Annotated in this window: 10 protein-coding genes; 4 read left to right on the forward strand and 6 right to left on the reverse strand. The window is 73.7% G+C overall.

All coding sequences use genetic code 11. The features are described from left to right. Positions 1 to 52: 52 nt before the first annotated feature. Positions 53 to 352: a WXG100 family type VII secretion target gene (locus LE181_RS27450; RefSeq protein WP_225664197.1), complete on the reverse strand. Its 300-nt coding sequence runs from the start codon at positions 350 to 352 to the stop codon at positions 53 to 55. Positions 353 to 430: 78 nt separating this feature from the next. Next, positions 431 to 766, reverse strand: a complete 336-nt coding sequence (locus LE181_RS27455; RefSeq protein ID WP_225664198.1) for a WXG100 family type VII secretion target — start codon at positions 764 to 766, stop codon at positions 431 to 433. A gap of 241 nt (positions 767 to 1,007) precedes the next feature. Between LE181_RS27455 and LE181_RS27460 the strand changes: the two genes are divergently transcribed. Further along, positions 1,008 to 1,226, forward strand: a complete 219-nt coding sequence (locus tag LE181_RS27460) for a DUF397 domain-containing protein (protein WP_263869487.1) — start codon at positions 1,008 to 1,010, stop codon at positions 1,224 to 1,226. Positions 1,227 to 1,274: 48 nt separating this feature from the next. Here LE181_RS27460 and LE181_RS27465 read toward each other — a convergent pair whose 3' ends face one another. Genes LE181_RS27465 through eccB form a run of 4 tightly spaced genes read right to left on the reverse strand, consistent with a single transcriptional unit; the run spans position 1,275 to position 7,118 of the window. Continuing rightward, positions 1,275 to 2,753 carry an outer membrane protein assembly factor BamB family protein gene (locus LE181_RS27465; protein WP_225664199.1) on the reverse strand — a complete coding sequence of 493 codons (1,479 nt, stop codon included), beginning with the start codon at positions 2,751 to 2,753 and terminating at the stop codon, positions 1,275 to 1,277. A gap of 47 nt (positions 2,754 to 2,800) precedes the next feature. Further along, positions 2,801 to 4,249 carry an outer membrane protein assembly factor BamB family protein gene (locus LE181_RS27470; protein WP_225664200.1) on the reverse strand — a complete coding sequence of 483 codons (1,449 nt, stop codon included), beginning with the start codon at positions 4,247 to 4,249 and terminating at the stop codon, positions 2,801 to 2,803. 28 nt (positions 4,250 to 4,277) lie between these two features. Next, positions 4,278 to 5,546, reverse strand: coding sequence for a type VII secretion-associated serine protease mycosin (gene mycP, locus LE181_RS27475; RefSeq protein ID WP_225664201.1), 1,269 nt, complete (start codon positions 5,544 to 5,546; stop codon positions 4,278 to 4,280). A gap of 12 nt (positions 5,547 to 5,558) precedes the next feature. Continuing rightward, a complete protein-coding gene (gene eccB / locus LE181_RS27480) occupies positions 5,559 to 7,118 on the reverse strand; it encodes a type VII secretion protein EccB (RefSeq protein ID WP_225664202.1) in 1,560 nt (519 codons plus the stop codon). Between the two features lie 197 nt (positions 7,119 to 7,315). On the opposite strand from eccB, the gene eccE reads away from it, so the two are divergent. The 3 genes from eccE to LE181_RS27495 form a co-directional block, all read left to right on the forward strand. Then, entirely contained in the window at positions 7,316 to 8,605 is a 1,290-nt protein-coding gene (gene eccE, locus LE181_RS27485) for a type VII secretion protein EccE (protein ID WP_225664203.1), read from the forward strand. Next, positions 8,605 to 9,390, forward strand: coding sequence for a hypothetical protein (locus LE181_RS27490; protein WP_225664204.1), 786 nt, complete (start codon positions 8,605 to 8,607; stop codon positions 9,388 to 9,390). The genes eccE and LE181_RS27490 overlap by 1 nt, the downstream gene beginning before the upstream one ends. A 278-nt stretch (positions 9,391 to 9,668) precedes the next feature. Further along, positions 9,669 to 11,124: SCO5717 family growth-regulating ATPase (locus LE181_RS27495; RefSeq protein ID WP_308103487.1), on the forward strand; the 1,456-nt coding region annotated here is incomplete at its 3' end.

The following is an 11,124-nucleotide window of genomic DNA, read 5'->3' on the forward strand; positions in this document are numbered from 1 at the left end:
ATGCGGAAGGGGGTGGGCGACCGGACCCGGTCGCCCACCCCCTTCGCCGTCCTCAGTGGCCGAACAGCCCCGCCGACTTGCGGTCGGTGGCCTGGTAGTGGTCGCCGCCCGAGACGATGCGCCGGGAGACGTCCTCCAGGGTCTGCTTGATGTGGTCGGCGCGCTGCTGGAGCTGCGTCTGCGCCTGCACCATCGCGGTGTTCGCCTCGCCCTGCCAGCCTTCGGCGACCTTGCCGACGGCCGCCTTCATCGCGTCGATCTCGCGCTGGATCACCGCCGCCGCACCCTTGATGTCGCTCGCGGTCGCCTGCAGCGAGCTGTAGTGGACGACGAGTTCGCCGTGTCCTGCCATGTTCCCCACTCCCCGTGGTGCTGACGTCAATGGTCGCCGGGCGGCCCGCCCGGCGGTACGGGCGCTCTGCCCGTCGGCTCAGAGCCCGCTGATGGCGCTGGTCGAACCGGCCGCCGCGTGGGCCCGCTTCATGCTGGCGGCGATGTCCGCGTCGTTGGCCTTGCTGTTCTTGTGCGTCTCGGTCACCGCGAGGCTGAACTCGTCGATGAGCCGCCGCACGGCGTCGTGGTCCGCGTTCAGCTCCCGCTGCGCCTGCTTGAAGGCGAGGGCGGCCTCGCCCTCCCACCGGCCCGCGACGTTGTCGATGGCGTTCACCAAGGTGCGCAGGTTCGCCGAGAACGCCGCGCTGGATTCCTCGATGGAATTCTTGAACGCACGGAAATGCGCGTCGTCGACTTTCTGGACGTCCGCCATGCTCTGCCTTCCCCCATGAATTGATGCGAAGTCGGGCGCCGCTCACCCGGAGGGCGCTGGTGTCACTGTAGTCACTCGCCGCCACCGTCCCCGCCAGATGGAGGGAACAGTGGCCGAAGTCCTGCCACGGCGCTCACCCCGATTGCTAGCGTCGGCCCAGGACTTGGCAGCCGTACTGTCGGACGATCGGAACAGGAGCATCCGGGTGGCCACTGAAGAAGAGAAGGAAGCGCTCTACGCCATGGACATCTCGGGCGCGGAGTGGCTGAGCGCCCCGGGTGACACCTCGGCGGAACGCGTGGAGATCGCCTATCTGGAGGGCGGGGCCGTGGGGATGCGCTCGTCCGCCGATCCCGGCACGGTGCTGCGGTACACCAAGAGCGAGTGGGACGCGTTCGTCCTGGGCGTGCGGGACGGAGAGTTCGACATCGAGGTCGAGGCCGGAGCCGGGGAGTCCTGACGGGGAACGGTCCGGCACGGGGGCGTGCGGTGCACGCCCCCGTGCGGCTCAGTCCCCCTTCGCCGGGGCGCTGATCGCGAAGATCATTCCTGCCTGGTCGTCCTCGAAGCCGCCGTCGTTGATGAGCAGGAGACGGTCGTTCACCAGGCGGGGGAAGCCCTCGATCCTGTTCATCATCGCCTCGTTCTTGCGGTCACGGTCGACGTCCGAGTGCTCCACCGTCCGGATGCTCTTGCCCGTCGACTTGTCGGCGTAGGTCATCCGGCCACGACGGTCCGGGGTGGCGACGGTGTAGAGGGCGATCTGGCCGTTCTTCACGGACAGCGGCATGGTGTAGCGGTTCTCGTCGGCCTTGAAGGCCCAGCGCTCCTTGCCGGTGGCCAGGTCGTAGGCGAAGGTCGCGCCCTTGCCCGACACGTAGAGGCTGTCCTTGTCCGTCATGGCTCCGGTGCAGCCGGACACGCGGAGCTGGCAGACGCCCAGCAGCCAGCGGCTCTGGTAGGTGATGCGGGTCTTCTCCTTGCCGCTGTCCGGGTCCAGCACGACGAAGTCGTAGCCGTTGGGCCCGCTCTTGGAGGGGTGCTGCGAGATGACCAGCGGGTCGGTGGAGATGATGGAGAAGAAGCCGTCGTTGCGCGAGAGCTGCTGCTCCCACTTGGGCTTGTCCAGTTTGGCCGGGTCCAGCGAGCGCACCTTCACGCTGCGGGTGCCGTCGCAGTAGGTGATGGCTATCAGCCGGGCGCCGCCCGCGCTGCCGACCCTTTCGCACGTGTCGCGCTTGGCCTCGGCGACGACCTTGCCGTCCGAGAGGCGCCGGGTCTGCTCGCCCTGGGCCCAGGTCATGTAGACGTGGCCGTCGTACAGGGCGATCTCCGGGGGTGCCTTGGCCCACTTGGCGGGGTTGAGGGAGTCGCCGGCGTCCTTCTCGTCGACGAGCAGTTCCTCCCAGGTGCGGTGCCCGTCGCGCAGGTCGAAGGCCATCAGGTGCGTGCAGACGTCGCCGAACCGGACGGAGACGACGGCGATGTTCCCCGCCGACTCGCGTGAGGCCGCGCAGAGCTCCTTGGTGAGGAGGAAGGACCACTTCTTCTTGCCGGTGGCGATGTCGTAGGCCGTCACCATGTCCGGTTCCGCCTTGACGACGAGGGAGTCGGTGAACCAGGTGCCCATCGCCTCCTTCAGGCCCTTCTCGTCCGGCTTGGTCCGGGAGTCGGCCATCCAGACGACGGACCCGGCGGCGGCCGCCTTGGCGGTGCCGCCCGGCTTCTTCGGCCCGGACGGATCGTCACCCGTGAACGACCACAGCGCCCAGCCGCCGGCTGCGAGCAGCAGGGCGAGCACCAGGCCGATGAGCGCCGGCCTGCGCCACGCGGGACGTCCCGTACCGCCGCCACCGCCCGCACTCGCGCTGGCGGAGAAGGGCGACAGGGGGACGGGGCGCACGGGCGGCTGTGCGGCGGGCGGCAACGGGCCCGGGGGCCCCGACGGCGGCTGGGGCGGATAGCCGTACTGAGGCGGTTGTGACACTGACGGGACTCCTGGTTCTCGGTGCGGGCTGTGCGGGTGGGGCCGGGTCAGTGGAAGACCATCATCAGCGAGGGATCGGTCATGCCGTAGTTGGTGACCAGGTAGAGGCGGCCGTCACGGAAGTAGACGTCTCCGTAGCGGGCCAGCTTGGATTCGCGTTCCGCGGACTCCTGCGGCAGCTTCATCAGGACCTGCGGGTTCCCGTTCGCCGGGTCGACCGAGAGCAGCCTTCCGCTCTCCTCCCGCGTGGCCTCCTGGTAGACCAGCAGGCGTCCGTCCTGCATGGCGACGGGCCGGTGCGTCCGGTCGGCGCCGAACTCGGAGGTCCACCGCGGCTTGCCGGTGTTCAGGTCGATGGCGGCGACGGCGTTGCCGGGGCCCTTGTCGTGGCGCGTCGGCAGGAACAGGGTGTTCCCGTCGGCCACGGCCCTGCGGCACGAGTCGTACACGTTCGGCTTGCAGTCGTCGAAGTCGTACGGTCCGGACGAGACGGAGATGAGCTGCTTGAGGCGGCCCTTGTCGTCGAGGACCACCATGTCCGACGGCGTGGTGTCGTGCTCCCGGGCCACCGTGAGGACCGGCGGGTTGACGGACAGGATGTTCTGCACCTTGAGCCCGTCCAGGACCTTCCAGGTCCACTTCTCCACGCCGGTCTTCGGGTCCACGCTCATGACGAAGTAGCGGTCGAAGATCTGGCACTGGGCGATCGTCAGCTGCTCGGCGCGGCCGACGACCGTGCCCTGCTCCGCGCAGCCGAAGTCGAAGGGCTTGCGGCGGTCCCCGGTGCGGGTCTCGAAGATGCGTGGCTCCAGCACCTCGGTGAGGGTCACGGCGCCCTCGGAGAAGGAGATGTTGGCCAGCGCGTGGCTGTCCTTGCGTCCCTTGGAGTCCGTCAGCTCCTTGTTCCACAGGGCACGGCCGCTCTCCAGTTCCACGGCCATGGCCATGTTGCACTCGAACTCGGCCTTGCCGTAGACGACGACCGCGACGCCCTGGTCCGACCGCGGGGAGCTGGTGCAGGCGATCCCGGGGACCGGGAGGGTCCAGCGGGGTTTGCCGGTCGCGGTGTCGTAGGCCGTCACCGCGGTCCTCGTGGGCATCACGACGGCGTCCTTGGCGAACCACGGCCTGGCGATGCGGTCGGCCTTCTCCTTGTCCGCGTCCGGCACCGGCGCCATCCAGTCGAGCTTGGCGTCGACGGTCTGGACGGTGTTCTTCTTCGGCTTCGGCGCAGAATCGTTCCCGCGCCCCCACAGCAGCCAGCCGCCGGTCCCGGCGCCGGCCACCAGGAGCAGCCCGAGCCCGATGGCCAGGGCCTTGCGGCGCCGGCGGGGGCCGGGCGCGGCCGGTTCGCCGCCTCCCGGTGTGTCCGGGGGCGGGCCGAACGCCTGGGGCGCCGGGCCGAAGCCGGGCGGGGCCGTTTTCCGCTGGTCGAAGCGCGTGTCCCAGACCTGGGGCGGGCGCTGCTGGCCGTGGGGGGGTATGGGCTGTGTCATGGGTTCCTTCGTGCGGTGCCGTCCGCCCTCAGGGCAGGCGGCGTCGGTGACGGTCGCGTACGACCACGGCCGAACCCGCGATCACGGCGACCAGGACGGCCGTGCCGCCCAGGGTGTAGGTGGCCAGGCGCACCTGTCGCTCCTGCGGCGTCTCCCCCAGGGGGACGTCCGCGGGGCGGGGGGCGGCGACGGCGTGTGCCGGGCCCTGGGGGGTGGTGACGCGGTCGAGGGGGCGGTCGTCCTCGGTGAGCGCGCGGGCCGGGTCGATGACGCCCCAGCCGATGTGCCGGTCGCGGCCGCTGGCGGGGCGTTCGGCGGTCTGCTCGATCTGGGCGACGACCTGGTACTGCTTCCAGTCGGGGTGCTTGGCCCGGATGAGGGCGGCGACCCCGGCGACGTAGGGGGCGGCGAAGCTGGTGCCGTTGTCGACGCACTGGCCGCCGCCGGGGACGGTGGAGACCATGTCGACGCCCGGCGCGGCGACGCCGACGAAGTCGCCGGACTGGGAGAAGGGGGCGCGCTCGTTGTTGCGGTCGGACGCGCCGACGGCGAGGACGCCGCGGTAGGCGGCCGGGTAGGTCGCCTTCGACTTGCCGTCGGCGCCGTCGTTGCCCGCGGAGGCGACGACGACGACGTCCCGGGCGAGGGCGTCCTCGACGGCCCGTTCGAGGTCGGAGTCGGGGCGCAGCGGGGTCGTGGTGTCCTGGGAGATGTTGATGACGCGGGCGCCGGCGTCGACGGCCTGCTTGATGCCGACGGCGAGGGTCCGGGAGGTGCCGTCGCCCTTCTCGTTGTTCTGCCGGATGGGGATGACGACCGACTCCGGGGCGATGCCGACGAAGCCGCTGCCGGCGGAGGGGCGGGCGGCGATGATACCGGCGACCTTCGTGCCGTGGCCGACCGGGTCGGTGGTGGGGCCCTTGCCCGCGTCCTGGGCGCCGGAGAGCAGGTCGGTGCCGGCCTTGACGTCGACGGCGTCCTTGAGCTGCGGGTTCGTCACGTCGACGCCGGTGTCGATGACGGCGACGCGGACGGGGCGGCCCTGGGCGTCCTTGCCCTTGGTGTCCTGCCAGAGCTGGTCGAGGAGGACGCGCTGGAGCGACCAGGGGGTGCCCTTGATGGGCTTGGCGGGATAGGTGCACTCGCCGCTGCCGTCCAGCGCCGGGTGGGCGGTGGAGGGGGCGTCGGTGGTGCCGCTGCCGGCCGCGCCGTCGCTCGCGGCAGCGGCGGCGGCGCCGGTCGCGGCTCCGGTGAGCGTGGCGAGCAGGGCGGCGGTCAGCATGGCGGTCGTTCGCATCCGGACGTCCCCCTACGAACCCTGCGGCTGCTTGGCGCTGTTGGTGTCCAGGCGGGGCCCGGTCGGCAGGAACTGGGACCAGTTGGCGGGGACGGCGACGGGCCGCACGCCCTGGTAGCCGAGCCGGGCGCGGGCCTGGTCCGCCCCGGCCGTCGACGGCGCGTCCTGCGCGGGCTCCTCACCGATCTTCGACGTGACCGTGGCGCTGTCGTTGTTGGACTGCACCGCGTAGCGCAGTCCGGTGTCGGTGACGAGGAAGACGGCGCCGCTCTGCGTCTGGCGGCCGGTGACCTGACGGTAGAGCAGCCCGGAGCCGGGGGTGACGTAGGCGCTGGTGGCGCCGTCGGGGATGGTCGCCGGGTAGTCCTTGCCGGCCCAGACGCCCAGGTCGGGCCTGCCGTCGGAGCCGAGGCCCGCGAAGAGGCTGCACACGGTGTCGTTGGCGTCGGCGCCGGCCGCGGGGTCGCCGGAGTTGGCCTGGCGGGGCACCTGCGCGGGCCAGTGCCGGTCCCCGTAGAACTCCTCGGCGTCGGGGGTGAAGTCGGCGGCGCTCACCCGCTGGGGCGTGCCGGCCTGGCCGAGGGAGGCGAGGGTGCGGCTGCTGAGGAGGAGCTTGGCGACGAACTCCGAGACGCGGGCGACCTTTCCGGGCAGCACGACGTAGTGCTGGGTGGTGGTGCCGGTGGGCGCCTGGAGGATCGTCCCGACGCGGCCCGCACCGCCGTGGAGCGTGGGGACGCCGGCGGGGGCGCCGACGGTGCCCGGGAGTTCGGGGAAGGTGATGGGCGCGCCCTCGTCGAGGGTGGCCAGCCACTCCTTGGTCACGCGCTGCGGCTGGGCGCCGTCGTGGAAGAGGGCGCGCAGCAGCAGGTTGTGGTCGGCGGCGTCCTTGCTCCTCCAGTCGGGGCCGCCGAGGAGGTAGCGGGTGCCCTTGGGGTCGACGAGGTAGCGGGCGTCGTCGGGGCCCTGGACGTAGAGGGCCTGGCCGCCGCGCAGGCGGTGCGGGCCGGTGAGTTGCCGGGCCTTCGGGTCGTCCGCGGAGAAAAGAAAAACCGCCTTTTGCGTGGTTTTACCGTTGCCGCCCGGTTGTTGACAGACCGCCCATTGCTTCTCTTTGCCCGCTTGTGCGGCGGAGGGCATTCTGTCCGGTGCATAGGGAATGCCGAGCGTGGGGCCGCGCGGAATATGCCCGTTGTCGAGCTCGGATTCCCGGACCTTGATCACTTGGCCTTTGCCGGGGGCGAGGAGAAGCCGGGCGGAGGCGAGGTTGAGAACGGGGTGCAGCTGCTTCCTGCCGTCCGTCTTCAGCACCACGTAGCGGGTGGTGGAGTCGCTGCCGACGATGACGTGACCGGCGACGTCGTCCCAGCCCTTGGGGGCCACGGGCTTGAACACGCCCCACGCGCCGAAGCCCGCCACGAGCAGCGCGCCGGCGACGAGGCCGGGCAGGACCGTGCGCAGCGGCCGCGGCGCGCCCTCCTCCGAGCCGCTGGGCGAGGGCTGCAGAAAGGCGGCAACTGTCCGTTTCTTCGCGAACGTGTAGGCGTTGAGTTCATCCCGCCGTGATGCCATGTCGAGCCGTTTCTCCCCCGGTATTTCGCTGCGGCTTCGTCTCGGCCGCCCGGCGCCGCCCTATCGGGCCCGGTGTCGGACCGAGCCTCTACTATGCCCGTAGGTGATCGGCACCTGTCGCCGGGGGACGGTACCGGCCGGGGCGGCGACCGATTTCCGTGCATGCATTCCGGGTTGAATGAGGGGGCTTGACGGTCATGTCTGCCGCGACGCGCGTACGGGCTGCGAACGGCCCGCGGGCCGGGGCGGGCGCGGTCGTCCCCCGCCGAGCGCCGGGCCGGGGCACGCTGGGGCCGGTGCGGCTGCACCAGGTGGTGCTGGCCGAGGTGGCGGCGGCCGTGGTGCTCGCCGGCTGGGTCGCGGGCGGGCTGCTGCTCGTGCCGGCCGTGGTGCTGGGCGTGCTGCTCCTCCTGCCGGCCGTGGTGCGCCGTGGCTCCCGTCCTGTCACCGAGTGGCTGACCGCTGCCGCGGGGCTGCGGCGGCGGCTGCGCAGGGCTGCCGCGTCCGGGCCGGTGGCCGCGGGCACCGACCCGCGCCTCGCGCCGCTCGTGGAGTGCGAACCGGCGCTGCGCTGCGAGTCCTTCGCCGACCGCGAGCGGCGCCCGGTGGGCCTGGTCGGTGACGGCACGTTCCTGACGGCCGTGCTGCGCGTGGACGCCGTGGACAGGCCGTTGCGCGCGGACCGCGTGGAGAAGGCGCTGCCGCTCGGGCTGTTGCGGGACGCCATGGACGTCGACGGCATCCGGCTGGAGTCGGTCCAGGTGGTGCAGAGCACCCTGCCGGCGCCCGCTCCGCACCTGCCCGGCCAGGCGCTGGCCGCGCGGAACTACGCCCCGCTGCAGGCGCTCACCGGCTCGCCCGCCGTCCGCCAGACGTGGGTGGCGCTCAAGTTCGACCCCGAGCTGTGCCCGGCGGCCGTGGAAGCGCGCGGCGGTGGCGCCGAGGGCGCGCGGCGCTGCGTGCTGCGGGCCGCGGAGCAGCTGGCGAGCCGGCTGCAGGGCGCCGGGTTCGCGGCGACGCTGCTGTCCGAGGACGGGCTGACGGCCGCCCTGTCGGTGGCCGCCGACGTCAACCCCGCCGCCACGGCCCAGGCGAGCCGTGCGGCAGCGCCGGCGCGGCGGACCGTGGAGGGCCCGCGCGCCTGGCGGTGCGACGACCGCTGGCACACCACGTACTGGGTGAGCCGCTGGCCCCGGCTCGGCGCGGGCGGCGCCGCGCTTCCGCAGCTGGCCGCGCTGCTGACGTCCTTGCCGGCGCTGTCGACGACGTTGAGCCTGACGCTCGGCCGCAGCGGGACGGCGACCGGCCGCCCGGCCTCGACACTGGCCGGACATGTGCGCATATGCGGGCGCAGTGCGGACGAACTGGCCGCGGTGCGCCGCGAGTTGGAGCGGGCCGCGCGGGCGGTGAAGGCCGGGCTGGTGCGGCTGGACCACGAGCAGGTGCCCGGCGTCCTCGCCACACTGCCCCTCGGAGGGACCCGCTGATGAGTACGTCCGCCTTCGCACCCGCGCCCGCTTCCGCACCTCCGGCAGGGGGCACGCCGGCACCGCCGCCGGCCGGAGCGCGGCGCCCGCGCTTCGGCTTCGGGCTGATCGGCCCGCGCCGGGGCCGGCACGAGCTGTCGCCCGAGGACTTCGAGGCGCTGTCGCTGCCCGTCGGCGACGACGGGGTCGTCATCGGCTCCGACGGGCAGGGCGCGCCGGCCGTGCTCGGGCTGGCCCGTCCCACGGCGTTCGACGCCGTCCTCATCGGCAGCGCCTGGACGGCGCAGGTCATCGCGCTGCGCGCGGTCGGCACGGGCGCCCGGGTCGCGGTCGAGACCGGACGGCGGCAGCTGTGGACGGCGCTCGCGCAGTCGGCCAACACCGGCCAGCAGTCCATCACGCTGCACGACGTCGGCCGGGTGCCCCCGCAGGGACCGTCCGTCCACAGCCCGGTGCTCGTCGTCCGCGACTGCGGGGCGCGGCCCCCGCGCGGCCGGGCCGGCTCGGCGCCCTGGCAGTCCGTCATCACCCTTCTGCCCTATCCCGGGCCCACGACTGCACGGTTGCTGGACGGGGCGGACCTCGTCGGCGTCCAGCGCGTCGCGCCGGACGAGGCACGGCAGATCGGCCGGTCCATGAATCTCGGGCCCGACGACGTCGAGGCGCTCTCCTCGCTCCCGGACGGCGTCACGCTGTGGTGCACCCGTTCGGCGCACACGTACGTGACCACGCAGCCCACCGAGCCGGAGGCGGGGCTCCTGGGCCCGGCGCGGCGCATGGAGTGACGCTCCCTCGGCAGCGGCCGGGCGGCACCCGCGGTGTCGCCGGGGCCCTTCGGGGAAGCCTTGTCCCACCGGGGGTGAGGGGTGGGACGGGGCGGGCCTGCCGCAGCGTTGCGGATGACGATTAGTCTGTATGAACGTACGCACTGGAGAACCCGAAGCCAGTCCTGTCACGTGACAGAACACGTGTCAGAGGGGAAACCCGGGCGATCGGGGCGTCAGGAACGGTCGGCCCCGCCAGAGGTATCCACGGGCGCCGGACCACACCAGCAGGAGGCATTGTGAGCAGCGATCGGGACGAGATCCGCGCGGCCGGGAAGACAGCCGGCGAGGACCGGTCCGACGCCGCGCACGCGCCGGAACACGAGCACGAACCCGAACACACGGGTGAATTCACGATCGATTACACACCGCCCGCCTGGTACACGCAGGGCACGTCCCCGGCCGCCGCGGCGGCTCCGGCGACTCCCCCGCCGCCCACCGGCGAGCCGCTGTCCGTCGCCGCCTCCCCCGTGGGCGGCACCGCCGGGGAGGCCGTGGCCGCGGCGCCGCTGGGCGAGAGCGGCGCGGCCGGTCCGGATGCGGCAGCCGCGCCGGGCGTACCCGTGATGCCGGTTGAGCCCGTTGCGCCCGCTGAGTCCGTGACGCCGGTTGAGCCCGTTGAGTCCGTGACGCCGGTTGAGTCTGTTGCGCCCGTGACGCCCGTGGAGTCCGTCGAGCCCGCCCAGGCGTGGACGCCTCCGGCGGCGCCTCAGGTCCCGCTGCCGCCGCTGCCCCCGAACTTCCCGCCCGCGGTCCCGCCCGGCCCGCCGCCCGCCGCCTGGCCGCCCGTGGCCCAGAACGCCCAGACGTCTCCCGCCGTCACTGACGCCCCGTTCGGCGCAACCGCGCCCGACGGCGCGCACGGCTCCCCCGTCGCGGGCCCCGTGACCGGCGCCGAGCCGGGTGCCGTCCCCGCGCCCGCGCCGGCCCCGGAGGCGGCCGACGCGGCGTCCGGGACGCCGGACACCGCCGGGACGGGCGACGACGCCGCGCTGTCGAACGTGACGGCCGGCGCGGAGCAGCCCACGGCCCCGGCCCCGGCGGCGGAGAGCGACGCTTCCCCGGCTGTCGCCACGCCGGAGGCGGACGCTGCGGCGTCCGTGGTGGCGCAGGACGGCGACCGCCCGGGCTCCGAGGCGCCGGCCGCACCGTCCGGTGCCGGGTACGTGGCCCCGGAGGCCGCGAGCGCCCCCGCGCCCGCCACCCCGCCCGCCGCGGATGCCGTTCAGGGCGGATACGGCTACCCGGCCGCCCCGGCGCCGTTCGGTGCGCCCGCCATGCCCGCGCCGAACGCACCCGTGCCGCAGAACGGTTACGGCCCGTCGGCCCCGCCCGCGCCCCAGGGCGTTTACGGCTACCCCACCGCGCCCGCACCGGCGCCCCTGGACGGCTACGGCTACCCGCGCCCCGACGCGGCCCCGCAGGTTCAGGCGCAGCCCGGCCACGGCTACCCCGGCCACCCCGCACCGGAAGGTGCTCCGGCGGCGAACGCGCCCGCCCCCCAGGGCGGTTACGGCTACCCCACCGCGCCCACCCCGGACGCCCCGCACGCAGCGGCCGCCCAGGGCGGTCAGGCCCACCCCGGTGTCGCGCCGGCCCCGCCCGCGCCGCAGGGGGGCTACGGCTACCCGCAGCCGGGTGCCGCCACCCCGGCCCCGGCGCCCGAGACGCCCGTCGGCCACCCGGCGCCGGGCG

Origin of the sequence: Streptomyces sichuanensis (genome assembly GCF_020328095.1) — a bacterium.
GTDB lineage: Bacteria > Actinomycetota > Actinomycetes > Streptomycetales > Streptomycetaceae > Streptomyces > Streptomyces cinnamoneus.

What these genes read in the sequence shown, in the direction of transcription:
- LE181_RS27450 (WP_225664197.1), bottom strand. Translation starts at nt 352, where the DNA reads ATGGCAGGACACGGCGAACTCGTCGTCCACTACAGCTCGCTGCAGGCG.
- LE181_RS27455 (WP_225664198.1), bottom strand. Translation starts at nt 766, where the DNA reads ATGGCGGACGTCCAGAAAGTCGACGACGCGCATTTCCGTGCGTTCAAG.
- LE181_RS27460 (WP_263869487.1), top strand. Translation starts at nt 1,008, where the DNA reads ATGGACATCTCGGGCGCGGAGTGGCTGAGCGCCCCGGGTGACACCTCG.
- LE181_RS27470 (WP_225664200.1), bottom strand. Translation starts at nt 4,249, where the DNA reads ATGACACAGCCCATACCCCCCCACGGCCAGCAGCGCCCGCCCCAGGTC.
- mycP (WP_225664201.1), bottom strand. Translation starts at nt 5,546, where the DNA reads ATGCGAACGACCGCCATGCTGACCGCCGCCCTGCTCGCCACGCTCACC.
- eccB (WP_225664202.1), bottom strand. Translation starts at nt 7,118, where the DNA reads ATGGCATCACGGCGGGATGAACTCAACGCCTACACGTTCGCGAAGAAA.
- eccE (WP_225664203.1), top strand. Translation starts at nt 7,316, where the DNA reads ATGTCTGCCGCGACGCGCGTACGGGCTGCGAACGGCCCGCGGGCCGGG.
- LE181_RS27490 (WP_225664204.1), top strand. Translation starts at nt 8,605, where the DNA reads ATGAGTACGTCCGCCTTCGCACCCGCGCCCGCTTCCGCACCTCCGGCA.